The 18,352-nt window shown below is 40.3% G+C and carries 18 protein-coding genes; 15 read left to right on the top strand and 3 right to left on the bottom strand.

Annotation, left to right across the window (positions count from 1 at the left end):
* The first annotated feature begins 68 nt into the window (after positions 1-68).
* From QNH43_RS11875 to QNH43_RS11890, 4 genes are all read left to right on the top strand, one after another.
* Positions 69-722, top strand: a complete 654-nt coding sequence (locus tag QNH43_RS11875) for a response regulator transcription factor (protein ID WP_283917985.1) — start codon at positions 69-71, stop codon at positions 720-722.
* Positions 712-1,173 (top strand): GAF domain-containing protein, encoded by a 462-nt coding sequence (locus QNH43_RS11880; RefSeq protein ID WP_283917986.1) that lies wholly within the window; start codon positions 712-714, stop codon positions 1,171-1,173. The genes QNH43_RS11875 and QNH43_RS11880 overlap by 11 nt, the downstream gene beginning before the upstream one ends.
* A gap of 23 nt (positions 1,174-1,196) precedes the next feature.
* Positions 1,197-2,924 carry a sensor histidine kinase gene (locus QNH43_RS11885; protein WP_283917987.1) on the top strand — a complete coding sequence of 576 codons (1,728 nt, stop codon included), beginning with the start codon at positions 1,197-1,199 and terminating at the stop codon, positions 2,922-2,924.
* A 227-nt stretch (positions 2,925-3,151) separates the two neighbouring features.
* On the top strand, positions 3,152-3,907 hold the full coding sequence (locus QNH43_RS11890; RefSeq protein WP_283917988.1) for an IclR family transcriptional regulator: 756 nt from the start codon (positions 3,152-3,154) through the stop codon (positions 3,905-3,907).
* Positions 3,908-4,131: 224 nt separating this feature from the next.
* Here QNH43_RS11890 and QNH43_RS11895 read toward each other — a convergent pair whose 3' ends face one another.
* Entirely contained in the window at positions 4,132-5,154 is a 1,023-nt protein-coding gene (locus QNH43_RS11895) for an NAD(P)H-dependent amine dehydrogenase family protein (RefSeq protein ID WP_283917989.1), read from the bottom strand.
* A 706-nt stretch (positions 5,155-5,860) separates the two neighbouring features.
* Between QNH43_RS11895 and QNH43_RS11900 the strand changes: the two genes are divergently transcribed.
* The 6 genes from QNH43_RS11900 (at position 5,861) to QNH43_RS11925 (ending at position 11,113) form a co-directional block, all read left to right on the top strand.
* Complete coding sequence (locus tag QNH43_RS11900) at positions 5,861-7,141, top strand: MFS transporter (RefSeq protein WP_283917990.1); 1,281 nt, start codon at positions 5,861-5,863, stop codon at positions 7,139-7,141.
* 368 nt (positions 7,142-7,509) lie between these two features.
* Positions 7,510-8,298 carry an SDR family NAD(P)-dependent oxidoreductase gene (locus QNH43_RS11905; protein ID WP_283917991.1) on the top strand — a complete coding sequence of 263 codons (789 nt, stop codon included), beginning with the start codon at positions 7,510-7,512 and terminating at the stop codon, positions 8,296-8,298.
* Positions 8,299-8,544: 246 nt separating this feature from the next.
* Positions 8,545-9,339 carry an alpha/beta fold hydrolase gene (locus QNH43_RS11910; RefSeq protein ID WP_283917992.1) on the top strand — a complete coding sequence of 265 codons (795 nt, stop codon included), beginning with the start codon at positions 8,545-8,547 and terminating at the stop codon, positions 9,337-9,339.
* Between the two features lie 85 nt (positions 9,340-9,424).
* On the top strand, positions 9,425-9,673 hold the full coding sequence (locus QNH43_RS11915) for a ferredoxin (RefSeq protein WP_133345650.1): 249 nt from the start codon (positions 9,425-9,427) through the stop codon (positions 9,671-9,673).
* A 233-nt stretch (positions 9,674-9,906) separates the two neighbouring features.
* The gene (locus QNH43_RS11920; protein WP_283917993.1) at positions 9,907-10,899 is read left to right on the top strand and encodes an NAD(P)/FAD-dependent oxidoreductase; all 993 of its coding nucleotides are present in this window, start codon (positions 9,907-9,909) and stop codon (positions 10,897-10,899) included.
* Positions 10,900-10,933: 34 nt separating this feature from the next.
* Positions 10,934-11,113, top strand: a complete 180-nt coding sequence (locus tag QNH43_RS11925; RefSeq protein WP_283917994.1) for a hypothetical protein — start codon at positions 10,934-10,936, stop codon at positions 11,111-11,113.
* A gap of 432 nt (positions 11,114-11,545) precedes the next feature.
* Here QNH43_RS11925 and iadA read toward each other — a convergent pair whose 3' ends face one another.
* Both iadA and QNH43_RS11935 read right to left on the bottom strand, forming a co-directional pair.
* Complete coding sequence (gene iadA, locus QNH43_RS11930; protein WP_283917995.1) at positions 11,546-12,718, bottom strand: beta-aspartyl-peptidase; 1,173 nt, start codon at positions 12,716-12,718, stop codon at positions 11,546-11,548.
* A gap of 36 nt (positions 12,719-12,754) precedes the next feature.
* Positions 12,755-14,176, bottom strand: a complete 1,422-nt coding sequence (locus tag QNH43_RS11935) for a YfcC family protein (protein WP_283917996.1) — start codon at positions 14,174-14,176, stop codon at positions 12,755-12,757.
* A 289-nt stretch (positions 14,177-14,465) separates the two neighbouring features.
* Between QNH43_RS11935 and QNH43_RS11940 the strand changes: the two genes are divergently transcribed.
* From QNH43_RS11940 to QNH43_RS11960, 5 genes are all read left to right on the top strand, one after another.
* Positions 14,466-16,517, top strand: coding sequence for a sigma-54 interaction domain-containing protein (locus QNH43_RS11940; protein ID WP_283917997.1), 2,052 nt, complete (start codon positions 14,466-14,468; stop codon positions 16,515-16,517).
* A complete protein-coding gene (locus tag QNH43_RS11945; RefSeq protein ID WP_283917998.1) occupies positions 16,504-16,725 on the top strand; it encodes a hypothetical protein in 222 nt (73 codons plus the stop codon). The genes QNH43_RS11940 and QNH43_RS11945 overlap by 14 nt, the downstream gene beginning before the upstream one ends.
* A gap of 74 nt (positions 16,726-16,799) precedes the next feature.
* Positions 16,800-16,964, top strand: coding sequence for an NlpC/P60 family protein (locus tag QNH43_RS11950; protein WP_434060170.1), 165 nt, complete (start codon positions 16,800-16,802; stop codon positions 16,962-16,964).
* Positions 16,965-16,981: 17 nt separating this feature from the next.
* Positions 16,982-17,554, top strand: coding sequence for a hypothetical protein (locus QNH43_RS11955; RefSeq protein WP_283917999.1), 573 nt, complete (start codon positions 16,982-16,984; stop codon positions 17,552-17,554).
* A 353-nt stretch (positions 17,555-17,907) separates the two neighbouring features.
* Complete coding sequence (locus QNH43_RS11960) at positions 17,908-18,105, top strand: IDEAL domain-containing protein (RefSeq protein WP_061466470.1); 198 nt, start codon at positions 17,908-17,910, stop codon at positions 18,103-18,105.
* The last annotated feature ends 247 nt before the right edge of the window (positions 18,106-18,352 follow it).

Consider the following 18,352-nt stretch of genomic DNA (forward strand, 5'->3'; position numbering starts at 1 on the left):
AATCCCCATTGTTGTTTCATATTCATTTATAACGATAGAAATACGAACAAAGCTAAGGGGGAGCTGCTTTGATAAAAATTTTGCTTTGCGATGATCACGCCGTTGTAAGGATGGGCTTAAAGATGCTATTAAACAATCATACGGATATGGAAGTGATAGGGGAAGCTTCAGACGGGAACGAGGGAATACAACGAGCACTAGAGCTTCAGCCTAATGTGATAGTCATGGATTTAAGCATGCCTCATGGGAAAGATGGCTTATCGGCGACTTCCGAACTAAAAAAATTAATGCCTGAGGTAGCCATATTAATACTTACCATGCATGATGATGATGAATATTTGTTCAGAACCATTCAAGCGGGGGCTTCAGGCTGTATTTTAAAAAGCGCACCCCATGAAGAATTATTGGTAGCCATCCGATCTTTAGCGAACGGAAATGCTTACCTTCATCCATCTGCAACAAAAAGGGTAATGGAAGAATACTTAGGCAGTGTGAAGCAGGGGGCCGCTGATTCTTTCAATCTGTTGTCTGACCGGGAAAAAGAGGTACTGACCTTGATAGCGAAAGGGTTTTCCAATAAAGAGATTGCCGGACAGCTTGTCATAAGCGTGAAAACGGTTGAAAGCCATAAAGGAAACCTAATGGAAAAGCTCAAGATGAAAACAAGGCATGAACTTGTTGCGTTCGCTTTAAAAAAGGGGTTATTAGGGTATGGAATTTAGCGGGGGGAGTAAATCGAAAGAGGATCAAACGTTTAAAGAAGCGTGTGAACATGCATTAGAAGAAATGAACTGTGACTTTGTAGGCCTTGCTTTACAAAACAGTAAAGGTCCTGACATAAGCTGGCATTATGCCGCCGGAAACAGCAATGATAAATACAAAAGGATAACTGTTCGATATGGAAAAGGAATAGCAGGTAAGGTCATATCAACGGGGAGGCCGATGAAAATCGAGGGCTTTCCAAATAATATTCATGGCAAAGCCTTGGAATATCCCATCATGCTTGCGGAAAATCTCAATTGTGCCTTCGCAGTTCCCATTCATTTTAAAGGTGTTCCAAAAGGGGTATTATTAGTAGGTAAACGAACAGATCAGCCTATTTCTGAAAGTGACCAGCATACGATCCTTGATGCAGCGGAAAAATTGGAAAAGGAAATGAACAGCTCGATTTAACATGGCAACAAGGAGGATTATGTATGGACTTGAATAAACATTTGGAAATGAATAAAGGGATTATTCCTGGATCTAGTGATGCGACAATCCTTGTCAATGAATCAGGAGTCATCTCTTTTGCGAATCAACAAGTATATGAAAGCTTTGGTTATGAACAACATGAATTGAATGGTGAAAATCTCCTGAATCTTATACCAGGGGTAAACCTTCAGTCAAGTGGGGAAGGGGAAATTATCCACCATTTTGGAATTCACCGGGATGGTCATGCTTTTTCGCTATTTTTCAGGGTGAACTCCTTTCAGCTTGCGAGTGAGCTCTATTCTTTAATCGTGGTCCATAAAGTGAAAGACCAATCACGGATTAACCAGCAGCAATCCTATCCGATAAATGAGCTGGTTGATTTAAGTTACGCACTTGATGAATCAACGATTGTTGCATTTACGGATGAAAAGGGCAAGATAATATACTTGAATAAGAAATTTTGTGAGGTATCCAAATATTCAGCAGCAGAGCTTATTGGGAAGGACCACCGAATTATCAATTCAGGTTTTCATTCAAAGCGATTTATGCAAGATCTTTGGCGTACAATTTCATCAGGAAGAGTATGGCGGGGTGAAATTAAGAACAAAGCGAAGGATGGAACTTATTATTGGGTGGATACCACAATTGTCCCTTTCTTAAATGAAAACGGGAACCCTTATAAATACCTGGCAATCCGGAAGGAAATCACCGAATATAAACGAGTTTTGGAGGAATTAGGGAAATCCGTTAATAAAATGGCCGATGTTCAATTTGCTTTGGATTCTTCCTCAATTGTGGCAATAACCGATCAAAGAGGGACGATCAAATATGTCAATGATCAATTTTGCCGGATTTCAAAGTTTTCCAAAGAAGAGCTGATCGGACAGGATCATCGAATTATTAACTCGGGATTTCATTCGAGAGAGTTTTTCAACAATCTTTGGAAAACAATATCAGCAGGGGAAGTATGGAAAGGCGAGATTAAAAATAAGACCAAGGATGGAACTTATTATTGGGTGGATACGACAATCGTTCCATTTCTTGATGAGTTCAAAAAACCTTACCAGTATTTAGCGATTCGTCATGAAGTGACCCAGCGCAAGCTTGCGGAAGAAGAGATTCAGAAAATGACCGGGAAAATCATTGATGTGCAGGAAGAAGAAAGAAAACGCATTTCCCGGGAGCTTCATGATGATATCGGACAAAACTTATACAGCCACCTCATAACGATTAACAGGCTGCAGACGGAAATGGATCATCCCCTGTTAGATCAGATGCAGGATGAAACGACCGAAATTATCGAAGCACTCCGGCATCTATCCTGGGAATTAAGGCCATCCGTACTTGATGATCTTGGTCTGTTCCCTGCGATTCGCTCTTTATTGGTGCAATTCTCAGAGCATCATCATATCAAGGTCCATTTTGACTGCTATTTGAATTGCCGTATGAATACAAACAAAGAAATTACCATTTACCGTATTATTCAAGAAGCATTAACAAATATAAGGAAATATGCTCAAACCGAAGATGCTACAGTCACGATCCGGGAAATAGAGGAAGAAGTTCGTGTGGAAATAGAAGATAAAGGAAAGGGCTTTGATATAGAAAAAGTTACCCGCGGAGTAGGCTTATTCAGTATGGAGGAAAGAGCCAGAGCTTCCGGCGGAAACCTTATTCTTCATTCTGGTGAAGGGAAAGGGACAAAAGTAATATTGAAAATGCCTTTATAGTGAATTGGTTTTCGTAATGATGAAGAAATTAATCCTCTTAATATGAAAACTTGCAGGGTGTTAAAATGATTCGATCACGATCAAAATAAAGAAGGAAAATCAAATGAGAATACAGTCAGGGCATTTACGAAAAAACAATGAATACGGTTATATTGCATTACATCCCTTCTTCCATGTTTTATAATAGAATGATTAAGGAAAACATGTATCATGAAAGGAGACAATGTATGCAGGCACATAACAAAACCGTCGTGAAATCCATGCAAATCCTAACCCTTTTCATAAATCATCCGAAACTGACATTTAATGAAATGATGGAACTTTCCAATTTGCCGAAAACGTCGTTACACCGAATGGTGGGATCATTGGAGGAAATGGGGTTTTTAACAAAAGACGATGATGGCCATTATTCACTTGGACTGATATTCCTGCAGTTTGGCCAACTGGTAGGGGAGCGTTTGGATATCAGGTCTATCGCCTATCCCATCATGAAAGACCTTCGGGATGATGTTGAAGAAGCAGTGAATTTAATTGTGAGGGATAAGGATGAAGCGATGTATATTGAAAAGGTGGACACCCTGCATCCTGTTCGCCTATATACATCTATTGGAAGACGTTCGCCATTGTACGCTGGCGATTCTCGAATCATCTTAGCATATTTGCCAGAAGAAGAGCGGGAAAATTATTTGGGAGGCGTTCAATTAAACCAAATCGCCATTGGAACGATAACGGATAAAACTAAACTCCGTCATGCTTTGGATGAAGCGAGATTGGATGGTTACACGATAACTTCATCTGAACTTGAGGATTATACAAAAGCGGTGAGTGCACCGATACTCAATGGTAAAGGTCAAATAGTAGCCGGTATTAGTGTGGCTGGGATTGAAGCAAGATTTCAGGAAGATCGCTTGCCTGAATTGATTGACAAAGTAACGAAAGCCGCCAAGGCCATTTCCGTGAAACTGGGTTCTCAAACACATTAATGAAAATGGAAAAATCATGTCATTTTCGGAATATATTTTCCTGAAATAAGATAATGTACAGAAGATAGTGGATTCTATATGTAGGAAACAGAACCGCCGCATATGGTGGTTTTTTGGCATGTTGGCATGCAATGCAATACTATCTGGCCAGGACGAAAAGGTGAACCATATGGGGTTCACCTTTTCTAATAAAGTAAGACTTACGCAAGATTTTTGGTTAGCCATTAAATATGCACAAAGTCAGATTGATTTATATTTCTCGGCACCCCGATGTCAGCCATTGTAAGTAAACCTGGTTTACGGAGGGCATCAATTTGCTTAGCGGTATTGATAATCATCGCAGCGGTTGCGGTATCTCCAAAAATTCCGTTGGGAACAATCAACCTTTGGGTTTCGTTCCCATCAATAACGATTTCATCTTCTTGTTTAATACCTGCAGACATCGTTAAATCCAAGGAAATTTCCTTTCCGTCCACGGTCTTGCCCGTTGAGATTTGATGAAGCCCATTAACATCCCCTGGTTTTATGGTAGTTAGCGGAACGGTCATATTTTCGCTTGCAATCGTTGGTTCAATGGTATTGATAACACTTGAAAGTTCCCAATTCAGCCCATAAGCGATTAACCTAACAGACTCCTCAAGTCCTACATGCCCAATTTTATTCCGTTCAGCTAAAAATTCAAACTCTTCTCTGGTCATCCCGATTCCGACCTTTTTTTGTAAGGGGAGGCGCCTTTTCGAAACATCAACTTTGCGATTGACCCTGATTTGGTTAACCGTGGTCAATACTGTTGTAAAAGAAATGGCCATAGTATCCATGATGTAACCTGGATTGATTCCGGTCCCAATGACACTAAGGCCTTTTGCTTTGGCATAATCATCTATTTCCTTTGAAAGTAAAGGGTAGCGATGCCAAGGGAAGGAAAGCTGTTCACAGGTGGAAACCACTGAAAAGCCGTGATCTAGAAGCTCCTTGATCTGGGGCCAAACTTGTTGTGCGTTGGAACCGGTTGCATGTAGGGCGATAGGGTGGTCAGCTTCATTATTTACTTCCTGTATATGGGAGACTACATACTTGTTCGTTACCTTTTCATTTATTAGTAAGCCAATATCCTTTCCTGCCTTTTCGGGATCAATATCGACAACACCGATAATCGATTGAGGATTCGTTTGATAAGCACTGCGTAGAATTTCAATTCCGATGGGACCCAGCCCGAATACTGCGAATTCAGAAATTTGCATAGTCATTCATCTCTCATCCTTTCAAATAACTTATAACAAAATGCTAACATCGAGTGATAAATAATAAAAATAGTTAATTTTTATATATGTATAAAGAATCGTTATAAAAGGATATACGGCAATGAATGAGGTGATATTGTGGAGAATCATACTTCAATTTTGAGGATACCCATTGCAGGGGTTGTGAAATTGCGGTTGACGAATCATATGCTTTATTCACCTCGAGCGGCAGCAGCATATGCTGTGGTGTTGGACAGGAATCCAAGGTTACCCCTTTGGAGAAAAAGCCATACTGTTCCCGGTTAAAACCTTTTGCTTAAACGGACAACTAGGTAGATCTTCAGTCCGTAGCATCCCAGGATTTTGGGCATGATGAACATTTTCTCGCTTCGGTTAATGAAGTTTTAAAAAAATTTTTTTGAGTTGCTTACCTAAGGATCGGTTAAGTTGTTGTTTCGATGAAAACAACACCTCATTTAGTTTTTGTATATAAAACTACTTTTTTCTGCAGAAAAATATTAATCTGAATATTATTGACTATTATGAAAATTCAATATAACATTAAATCGGTAACATTGTTTTTTATATAAAACAATAGTTGCTGTTATTTTTTGAAAGGGGGAGTTGATGAAGGTTGATAGGATGATAGACATTTTCTTTATCGAAATCATGAAAGCGCATTCAAAAGAGCCTATTATTAGGGGGAAATAACATGTTACAAGGTCAAAAAAGATGGTTGTACATTGCGATTCCTATTTTTTTCTTCTGGTTTTTCGGCCAGATTGATAAAGTAGGTATCTCTGTTATCCAAACCGATCCCGGATTCTTAAGTGATCTTGGTTTAATTGGCCCGGATAAAAATGCGAAAATTGGCTTGATCTCCTTTATATTCATGATTTCATACTCCTGTTCGAACATTTTTTGGGGAGTTATTATCGACAAGTTAGGGGCAAGGAAAACAGCAGTTTTAGGTTTACTGGTATGGACAGCGACAATGGTCATGGGAGGGCTGTCCACTTCATACGAAATGTTCTTAATTAGTAGGGTCATCCTCGGAATTGGGGAAGGTATGATGATCCCGATATCGGGTAAATTCATCTCGAATTGGTTTAATAAACGAGAGCTTGGAAGGGCACAGTCATTCTGGATTACTGGAAACTACCTTGGCCCGGCAATTGGTACCGTTATGCTCATTCTAATTATTTCAACGTTTCATTGGCAGGCCGCGTTCTTTGCTCTCGCCGCCTTTAACTTGTTTATAAATATTCCAATGTTCCTGTTTTTGACTCGTAATACGCCAGAAGAACATCCACGCATGAGTAAAGAAGAAGTCTCCTATATTCGCCAAAAAGACGAAGCGGATGTTGTTCAGTCGAAGCAATTCTTCGCAAAGGATTATCGTTATTGGATTGTTTGGTTCGGCAATTTGATGTCGTCCTTTCTTTTCTTTGGAATCAGTATTTGGCTGCCTACATATCTTGTTGAGGCCAAAGGCTTTGAAAGGGAAGCAATGACTGGCATTACTTCATTATCGTGGCTATTCGCGCTTGGATTTGTCCTGGCTGGCGGATTTCTGGCGGACAAAACGAAGCGCCCGAGTTTGCTTGCGACGATTCTGTTCATACTGACAGCTGTATTTTTGACAATCGCTGTCATTGCACCAAATCCTATTTTTGCCGGCGTTTCCATGGGGCTCGCAATGGGAACTCAGGGTGGAATGTTCCATCTAACCAATTTCTTCATCATCAAATTTTCAACACCTGAAACAGCGGGCCGCGCAGCCGGTTTAATGGGGTTCACAAATATTATGGGTGGATTTTCAAGCTATATTATGGGGTGGAGCCGCGATTTGTCCGGCGGTGATTTTGGTCCCTCCATTGCCATGCTGATCGTAGCAGCCACTCTCGGGTTTGTGGCGTACTTGTTTATGATTAAACAAGAAGTTACCGAATATCACCTAAGTAATGCTACAGGAAACAAACTAACTTTATAAAGAGCAAAATGTTAATATAATACTTTTTTTTAGTAGGTTTCTCAGTAAGAAGGGGAGCTAGATTCTTACTGAGAAACCACAAAAAAATCTTGAATGCTCATTGACGAGTACATAGGAATAGGAATAACCACGGATTGATAGAGAACAAGCAACATTTTCCCGAACGATGGCTTCAGTTTTTTTACAGCTTACATTGACAATAAAGCGATTACATTTTAGAATTGTTTATATATAAAAACGATGTTTTGTATATAAAACAGAATATAGTCATTATGAAAAATATGTACTTGCTTACATGACCGTATGCTTGAATGGATCTTAGGATAACCGTTCATCACGGTTGAAAGATAACAGAAGGGGTGGAGACAATGGGCATGGCCTTAAAAGATAAAGTCGTATTGATTACAGGGGGAGCTTCTGGAATAGGGGAAGCTGTCACACGCCGTTTTCTACAAGAAGGAGCAAAAGTGAGCATTATCGGCCGCTCCATAGACACGTTAGCGAAAATGAAAGAAGAATTTGGTGAAAATATCCTTACTTATCAGGGAGATGTAAGCAAATACGAAGACAATGAGCAAGCGGTCCAAGCTACTGTTGAGCAATTCGGAAAGTTAGATGTTTTCGTTGCGAATGCAGGCGTGTTCGATGGATTTGCCAAATTTGCCGATGTGACTCCTGAGGCGCTTTCCGAAGCGTATGATTTCCTTCTTGACATTAACGTAAAAGGCTCTTTTTTCGGGGCTAAAGCCGCTCTTGAAGAACTGAAAAAAACAAATGGTAATATTATTTTTACCGTATCCGGTGCAAGTTTTTATCCAGATGGCGGCGGTGTTTGGTACACAGCGAGCAAACACGCCCAAATTGGATTGATGCGCCAGCTTGCGTTCGAACTATCTCCTTCCATCCGGGTAAATGCGGTAGCCCCAGGGGGGACATTGACAGCACTCACGGTGATTCCACCGCTGCGCCCATTTGTGAAAATCGTCGATAATGATACGAAAGCAAGCAGCATTAAAAAACGGAATATTCTTCAACTTGCCCAGATGCCGGAAGATCACGTAGCGGCGTATGTACTGTTAGCTTCTGACGAATCACGCGCGATCACCGGTGAAATCATTTCCAGCGACGGCGGATTGTCAGTTCGAGGACTTGGCTAAGCTGGCACAATTTTTGAATACTGTTTAAGTTAAGTTGTAAGACGGGAACGGATGTCGATTTTCCTGCTTATCTTCAGGAAGGGAAGCACTTTCTTAATCAAGTCAAAACGAAAGCTTTTTTCAGGCGAAATATTAATTTAGTAAATCATTTGCTAGTTTAAGAAAATATATTTCAAGACATTACAGCTTTCCTGAACTGTATTGTTCAAAGTTATGCCAAAAACAAATAAGGGGGGGACTGATATTATGCCATACGTAAAAGTAGAAGATTTAAGTATACATTATGAAATAGAAGGTAATGGAGAACCTTTAGTTTTATTACATGGTATGAGCAATAATTCACAGTCATGGAAGGAACAGATCCAGGGATTAAAGGAGCATTATACAGTAATTGCATGGGATGCCCCGGGTTATGGGGAAAGTTCAGATCCAGCAGAAGAATTTAGAAATTTTAAAGAGTTTGCGCGTATTCTGAATGGCATGATGGATCAGCTAAAGTTGGAAAAAATCCATCTGCTCGGCCATTCAATGGGAGCGGCAATTGCGATAGAGTACTGTTGCCTGTACCCTGATAAGATTAATAAATTAATATTGGCCGATTCGACAAGAGGGGCTGCTGCTCTAACCCCGGAAGAGAACGAGACGAAATTGAAAAATCGATTATTTTCAATTGGAAACCTTTCTACTGAGGAGATAGCGGAAAAGAGGATACAAGCACTACTTTCCCCCCATGCTTCAGAAAAAGTCCATAAACGAGTAAAAGAGATTATGACACAGATAAGACCAGCAGGATATCGTTCGGTAGCATATTCACTTTATCATCTAAATCAAATGGAATCGTTATCTCATATAGATGTTCCTGTTCTTGTAATTTGTGGCGAGTTGGATACTGTAACTCCTATAAAGGAGTCGGAAGCAATTCATGAAGAGTTAATAAACTCCCGTCTAGTGATAATTCCAGAAGGCGGTCATCTTTGTTATCAGGAAAATCCTAGAAAGTTTAATTCGAGCATTTTGGAATTTTTGAACGATATCGAGTAAGGAAAAACGAATTCAATTGCTTAAGGCTTCTATAAATGCCTTAGTAAAAACAGGGTTTAGATTATAGAGAGGAAGAGATAGAAAAATGGCTAATTATACAATCGTGGATAAAGAAACTTGTATTGCTTGCGGAGCTTGTGGTGCTTCAGCTCCGGATATTTATGATTACGATGAAGAAGGTATTGCGTTTGTCATATTGGATAATAATGTTGGGGCAGCGATCATACCTGAAGAACTCGAGGAAGATATGATAGATGCTTCAGAAGGATGTCCAACCGATTCTATAAAAGTGGCTCAAGTATCCTTTGATGGTAACCCTAATAAATTTGAATAATATTTATAGATAAAATCAATGAGCGCGTTTGTATAGATTTATAGATTTTAAAACTAGGGAAATTGACGTCACTAGTTTGTCTTATGGAAAGGTGGATAGTTATCCGATCTTATCCATCATTAGGAGGGGAAAAGGAAGAATTACTTGTGGAAACATGACAAGTCAATCCCTTACCACCTGTAGATCACGTTCAGTATGAACAACCAACCTAGAAAAATCAAGGAGTGATTACATTGACAGAAGATAAGAAGGTCTATGACATAACAATTATTGGCGGCGGCCCAGTTGGCTTGTTTACAGCGTTCTATGGCGGAATGAGGCAAGCAAAGGTAAAAATCCTTGAAAGTCTTCCTCAATTGGGAGGACAGCTTTCGGCTCTTTATCCCGAAAAATTCATTTATGATATAGCTGGATTTCCAAAAGTAAGGGCGCAGGAATTGATAGAGAATTTAAAAGAACAAATGAAAGTATTCGAACCAACCATTTGTCTTGAAGAAGCGGTTGAACAGATGGAAAAGCAAGCAGACGGAACATTTAAGATCACCACAAACCTCGATACTCATTTTTCTAAATCAGTTATCATTACTGCTGGAAATGGAGCCTTTCAACCCCGTAAACTGGAATTGGAAGATTCGGCACAGTTCGAAAATAAGAATTTGCATTATTTCGTGAATGATATGAACCGATTTAAAGGAAGAAAAGTGGCGATTCTAGGCGGTGGGGATTCTGCTGTTGATTGGGCCCTTATGTTAGAGCCGATTGCAAAAAAGGTAACATTGATACACAGAAGGGATAAATTCCGTGCCCATGAACATAGTGTAGAAAAATTAGTGAATTCCTCTGTTGAGGTCAAAACACCTTATATTCCCTCCGAATTGGTTGGAGCAGATCAAATTACTCAAATTGTTTTAGAACATACAAAGACTCAACAAAAAGAAGTGGTTGACGTAGATGACTTAATTATTAATTACGGCTTTGTCTCTTCTCTTGGAGCGATTAAAGAATGGGGTCTAAACATCAATAAAAATGCAATTATCGTTAATTCCAAACAAGAAACGAACATTTCAGGCATTTACGCGGCCGGGGATATTTGTACGTATGATGGAAAGGTTAAATTAATTGCTTCCGGATTTGGAGAGGGTCCTACGGCAGTTAATAATGCCAAAGCCTATATTGATCCCATGGCGAAAGTTCAGCCGTTGCATAGTACTTCCTTATTTGGTTGATATATTTGCCAACAAGACTTTTCTGAAGAAATGAATGAAAAAGCACGTAGCGAGACTCCAAAATAAAAAGGGATGGATAGGGGTCTCGATAGTCCTGATTTTAATGGAGATGAAACTTAAAGCAGATATCGAGGCTTTACAGGTTTTGTTGCCTAATGAACTAACAGGTTTGATAGTTCAGCAAAGGAGACAGGATAAGATGACTGAAAAATGAAAGTCGAATTCCTTCACGGTGAGGAATTCGACTTTTTAGTTAGTTTAAGTAACGCCCCTATAGCGATTCTTCACAATATGAATCTATGTAAGTTAAAGATTGAAATGAGCGTGCTTGTTTATGGTGAATAATAGTTTGCTTTTTAACAAAATCCCCGGTTATTCTGCCACGACATGTGGCCTGTTCGGCTTTACCTTTGGTGAAATAAGATCCCATTGCCCCTATGATGGCAAGAATAATTGATTGCTGAATCGATCGGAACAACAAAATGTTCAAAATGGCAAGTAGTATGCTTTTTACCATTGCAATGGATATGATTAAACTAGAATGGACTTCTGGGAAATACCGACCAATTAAAGTTAGGTGATACCTAATACGAAATCTTAAACAATACGGTTCGTAATTTTTCGATAACGGGTATCTAATCTAAACTCATTCAAATGTTCCTTTTATCAACGGAACACCCTTTTCTACCATAACTTGTCCTCTTGCCATTACAGTGCTAATTGCCAAAGTTTCCTTTTGCAATAGTACGATATCTGCATCCTTCCCGGTTTGGATACTGCCCTTGTTTGATAGTTTCAGCACTTGTGCGGGATTCGTGGTGATGACCTTCAGTGCCGTTTCAAGGGGGATTCCTTCTTCTAAAACAGAATCACGCACTTCCTGATATAGCGAAGATACTTTTCCCACTTGAAGGCCTGCATACTCCCCATGTGTGTTGAAAAACGGAAGGCTGGCCTGTCCGTCAGAAGAGAAGGTTATGTGTCCGACTGGTATCCCTTCTTCAAGCATCATCCGCAAGGCAATGCTGCACTTCACTTCGCCATCATCCAGAAACTGAGGGATGGTGCTTGTTGTAAAGTCTACGTAACCGCCGCGCTTAGCGTAATCAATCCCCGCCTTGAATAATTCTTCATTTCGGTTGATATGTGTCGGATGGAGCTGCCGAATCGGAATGTTGGTTTTATCAGCAATAGCATGTAACAACGAGAGCTCGCCACCCCCATCTCCTACATGAACTTCTAAAATACCTGCTTTTCCTGACAGAATACCGCCGTTGCGTGCCGCTGCGGCGATTTTGGTCAATTCTTCAAAAGTGGGTTCAGATGATCTATGGTCGGAGATGGCAATCTCCCCGACACCGATGATTTTGTCGATGAAAATTAGGTCATCTTCGATTTTTCCTGTCAATGTTTTTACTGGCACTTGGTAGGAACCTGTATGAATGAAGCAGGAAATACCCTCTTCTTCAAGCGCCCGGGCCTTGGCAAGCAGGCTTTCCATTCTACGCGTAGTTCCGTCCGTACCGAGCAAGCCGACCAGGGTTGTAATACCGGAAGTCGTAATATCCGTAAGCATCAGCTCGGGGGTGCGGGTTTTGAATCCGCCCTCACCGCCTCCGCCAATAATATGAACATGTGAATCTATGAAACCTGGAACAACTAGAAGGTTGGTCGCATCAATGATATGAATAGGAGCAAAGTTGTCAGGAATCTCGATTCTGTCATCGATGAATGCAATTTTATCATTTGTGATCAAAACGTCTTTCCGTCCTAAGTAATTGGGTGAGTATATCTCGCCATTTTTGATTAAAGTAAGCAATGCGTTTCTCCTCCTGTAATTAATTCGTGATTTTTATCAGAATGGACCATATCCGATGAAGTGAGCCATGATTACGGCTATTAATCCGATGAGATATTGAATGAGTACCAGGGGCAGGATCCACTTCGCCCATTTTGTCCAAGGTATGCCTGCAATTGCCAAGCCCGCCATCAAGGTGGTTGCGGTCGGGAAAATCATATTTCCAATTCCGTCCGCAAAAGAGAAAGACAACACCGCAGTTTGACGTGTAATATCCAATAAGTCTGCGAGAGGGACCATAATTGGCATAGTCAACATCGCATGACCGGTGCCGGAAGCTAGTATAAAATGAATGAGAGTTTGGAAGCTGTACATGCCGGCAACGCTTAAATAGGCCGGAATATGCTGAATAGCTTCAGATATTTGATGGAGCATGGGGTCAACGATATGTCCCTCATTCAATACAACAAGAATGGCGCGTGATACGCCAATAATCAAAGCACCGCCCAGCAAGGCTGCAGATCCATTGGTAAAGGAGCTGACGATGTGATCCGCAGACAATTTTCCGATGATTCCAATGACAATTGTCAATATAATGAATAAGGCAGCGATTTCTGTCATGTACCATTGGAACTTGATGACCCCAAACGCCAAGACGACATAGTTAATTAAGAAACTGCCTAAGATGAACTTATGTCTCGCCGTTAACTTCACGCTTGATTGCAGCAGTTTTTTCGATTCTTCTTTTGTATATTTTCCATAGATTCCGATGGAAGGATTTTTCTTTACCTTCATTGCGTAACGATGGATATAAAAAACTGAAACAAGGTAGACGATAATAAATAAAATAAGGCGCAACCCTATTCCTGAGAACATCGGCAATTCTGCAATTCCTTGCGCAAGCCCTACTGTGAATGGATTCATGATGGCAGTCGTGAACCCGGACAATGCCCCAACAATGACGATGGCGGTTCCTGTAATTGTATCGAATCCTAGAGCCAATGCCAGCGGAATGATAAGAGGAAGATATGCTAGTGTTTCTTCCGCCATTCCCATTAAGGAACCGCCTACAGCAAAAAACAACATCACGACAGGAATTAATAGCTTTTCACGTGTCGCCAACTTCCTAGCCATTGTGGCGATAAGCACATCAACCGTCCCTGTTGCTCTTAAAACACCGAAAAACCCTCCAATAATCAACAAGAAAAAGATGATATTACCAGCTTCAACCATTCCTGTGTGAATAGCTTTTATCATATCGAACAATTCCACTGGTGCAGATTCTATCCATTTAAAAGAAGTGGCGTCAACAGTTGTCCGTCCATCTGCTTCGATCCGGGTATATTCCCCGGCCGGCAAAATGTAAGTAAATAGGGTTGCTATTGCGAGAATGCAGAGCAGCAATACAAAAACATTGATTTTTCTCTCTTTTTCCCCCGCTGTTTCCAGCAAAACAGCTTTCTCTTCTAATCGGCTCATAAGTGTCTCTCCTTTGTATTTAAAATGAATGCATGGAACTAATATGCTTACAACATATTGCCGGCCTATCGCCTATCTTCCGTTTTTCTAGTATTCTGCTGTTTCCCTCCTTTTCAAAACCTTTGACACGTCAACGGATGTCAATGTCAATGCAATAGATATGCAAAATCTGTGCCAATATGGAGTGATTGATTTTTAAGAAAACTTAAAGGTTGGATTGAAGTTTTAGGTCTTTATTGGTTCTTTTTGGTGATATAATAGTACCAATTAAAGACAGGCAGGTGTTTTTATGTCAAAATCCTCACTTACACTTATAGCGGGAAGCTCAAAAACAAAGGAAGCCTTACAGGAGCAACTGGAACAATTGCTTGGAGACTACGTGTATGTCAAAAGCCATTCTACCGATGAGGGAATACCTCGTTCTCTGGGAGATGGAATTATCTTGTATTCATCAGATGCCGCTTATGATAAGAAAGAGGGAATGTATAGTGTAAATCCTGAGAGAATAATAGTTGGAAAGAGAACGGTTAATCATGAATACATTGTCAAGCTATTAAGAATACCAGCGGGTTCGGCCGTTCTTTTAGTGAATGATGATGACGATGCAACTATAAACCTTATTGAATCCTTATATCAGCTTGGTGTCGATCATGTTCAATTTATCCCTTTCAAGAAGGGGATGTTATATTATGAGAATGTCCAAATAGCCGTTTCACCAGGAGAAACTCACCTATGTCCCTCTTACATAAAAGAAGTAATCGATATAGGCGTGCGCCTTTTCGATATAACAACAATTTTGGAAGTTGTAGAATGCTGTGGTTTACACAAGGATATATCCTCGAAGATTTCAGAAAGGTATATTAGCAATATCATCGAATTACAACGTAAGCTGTTATATGCAGAGCGTGATGCCAAGCAGATGAGCGATCATATCCAAAATGTGTTGGGGACTGTGGATGACGGCATATTGGTCGTTAACGAGGAAGGGCTGATAACGGTATTCAATAACCAGCTTGAAGCATTATTCCATCTTGATGCAAAAGATGTGGTCAATCAGTATCTGGAGCATGTATTGAATCGCCGGGATATTATCGATTTCATCATGGGAAGTAATGATGAAAGCAAGTTCTTCAACATAGACGGAGTGGATGTCGTGATTTTTCGATTGCAAATGATGAAAGAAAATACAATCGTCGCAACTTTCAAAAGCGTACATCAAGCCTTCGAAATAGAAAAGGCTGCTCAAAGAGAAATGCGAAATCAAGGCTTTTATTCAAAATACCGCTTTGAAGATATTATCGGTGAGAATGAAGTAATGAAAGAGCGTAAGCAGATTGCGAAGAAACTTGCCCTGTCTGAGCATCCAATTTTGATTCAGGGAGAGACAGGAACAGGAAAAGAGCTGTTTGCTCATGCGATTCATGAGCATTCATTGCGAAAAAACGGGCCGTTTCTAGCGGTCAACTGCAGTGCTTTAACAGAAACTTTACTTGAAAGTGAATTGTTTGGTTACGAAGAAGGGGCATTTACAGGGGCACAAAGGGGAGGCAGGAAAGGACTGTTTGAAATGGCGGATAACGGGACTATCTTTTTGGATGAAATTGGTGACATAAGTCTCACTGTTCAATCCCATCTGCTTCGCGTTCTTCAGGAGGGTGAAATCCGCAGAATTGGCGGCAAGAGAATCATTCCCATTAATGTTAGGGTGATTACCGCGACGAATAAAAACCTTCATGATAAGATGCGGGACGGTTCATTCAGAACAGACTTGTTTTACCGTCTGAATGTACTCAATCTTTACATACCGTCACTTAAAGAGAGAAGAGCGGATATTCCACTTTTGATAAAGCATCTCATCACAAAAAGCGGGAAGTGGGTAAAAGTAGAGCAAGACGTTCTGGAGTATTTCATGCAATACGAATGGCCCGGCAACATAAGGGAACTTAAAAGCACGATTGATTATATGCTGACGGTTTGTGAGGGGAATGTCGTGACGAAGAGTGACCTTCCGTTCATGCACGGGCATGCGGAAGACGGTGTTACGGCAGATTATCCCGTCTGTGAAAGTATGCTGGAAATTCAGGAGCGCACTTTCATCTTGGAAGTAATCAAGCGATGCAACGATAAAGGAAAAGCGGCAAGCAGAGAACTGATTTCTGGTCAGAGTCAAGAATCGGGCTTTGTCTTGTCCCCTCAGCAAATCCGCCGCCGCTTGGATATTTTGGAAATCGAAGGATTTGTCGTCAAAGGAAGAGGAAGGGCCGGCACCAAGATCACCGCTGAGGGAATGGAGTATTTATATTTTCTTAAGTCAAAGCATGCTATGCATGGATATAATTAGTCACTATGCGGACCATGTCATGCAATATTACAACAGTGAAAATGGCAGCGTTGTTGTCATGGGGGACGGTTCGCAACCTTTTGATGTAGAGGAAGTCCGTAACATCATGAAACAGTACCTCAGCCGACCCTATGTATGGGGAGGCAGGACACCAGCAGCAGGAGGATTTGACTGCAGTGGCTGCTGGAATGTGCTTTTGCACAGGTAGGCATGGATATGTACGGGACAGCTCAATCGCAGTACAACAAACAAAGCCGGTGTCTGAAGACCAAATAAAACTGGGTGACCTCGTATTTTTCTCCACCTATAAGCCAGGGGGCTTCGCACGTTGGCATGTATGTGGGGAACGGTCAATTTATCAATGCCAATAGCAGTGGTGGTACTTCTTATTCGTCCGTTGAAGAATGGAAAAACTTATATCCCTTCCTAGGTTTTAGACGGATCTAGAAATGAGGGTGCAGGGCATGGAGCCAACCCAAAAGAAAAATCTATTATGCTTAATGATGGTATTGGTCGCTGCTGCTTTGGTTATTATGTACATTTTTAGTTTGCGGTCACAGCTGCAAGAAGTTAGAGCCAACCAGGGGAACTATGAAGAACAGATTCAATCCCTATTCTCTATTCAAAACACGGATGCCTTAAAGATGAATCGTGAGTTTCTCGAAAGCTTTTCCACCTATCAAACCACTGCCGTACGATATAAAAAGGTTGAACCATTCATGACTGATCAAGGGTTCAAAGCGACCCACCCTTCCGGAACAGAACTTCCGGATTCGGAAGAATCTGTGAAGTCGTCCATGATGGGCCTGAGGCCATTTGAATATCAGACCTCTAAAACGGAAGCTGAATTTTTAAATGAATCTAAACTTACGACTGAATTTGATCATGTGGCTGCAACCGACATGGTTATCGTTAAAACCTCGCTTATTTTTGTGAAAGAGCAAGGCTGGAAGGTTGATGAATGTGAGAAAATCTATACTCAAAAATATATTTTATTAATTTATATGTATAAAAGAATAATAGCTTGGGAATCATAAAGATAAAGAAGTTTGATAAAGGGGTAAGTGTTAAGAGAAAGCAAATTAACGTTTCCTGATCGGTTTGAACTAAACTCTTATCTTACCTATTTGATCCATCAATTTTATGATAATGATCTTAATCAGTCTAAAGCTAGAATGGTATAGATTAACGATTAAATAAACTGAAAGAATAATTATTTGAGATGAATTAAAAAATTCTTGTTTAGAGGCCATAACTGAAGGTTTTAATAAGTTTACGCTTTAAGATGTGATTTCATTGGCTAAAAATACCATGAAACTACTGAATAAAATATTTGAATAGTCTGAAAACTTTTGGTATAATAGAAAAAAGGTCAAGGAGTTGGTTTCCTATGGAAAGGAATTTGGTTAATACACCACCACAACCTGAAGTAAACGTCATGGATTCTGAATTTGCTGAAATGGTGTTAAACAAAGCCCTTCGTAATTTCAGAAAAGAGCAAATCCGAAAAGAGATTGACCAGTCTTTACAGGATCAAAACAAAGAAGAATTCCTACGATTAACTGAGGAATTAAAAAACATTTCTTAAAGCGTTGTATTATATATCGAGATGATTTTGAAATGAACTTAACATAATCGTAATTTTAAGAAGGACGCCAAAACGCCAATCCCATATCTATCAAGGGATTGGCGTTTATTTGATTTTTATCGATTAAGCACAATTTTAAACATTGTTGATTTATCAACATTTTGGGCTTCTGAAGAAGCCTAGCTGCTGTATAAAATAGGGTTTTATGCAATCTCTTCTTTCACTAAAGTGCCCGATTACGGAATAA

Origin of the sequence: Peribacillus simplex (genome assembly GCF_030123325.1) — a bacterium.
Lineage (GTDB): Bacteria > Bacillota > Bacilli > Bacillales > DSM-1321 > Peribacillus > Peribacillus simplex_D.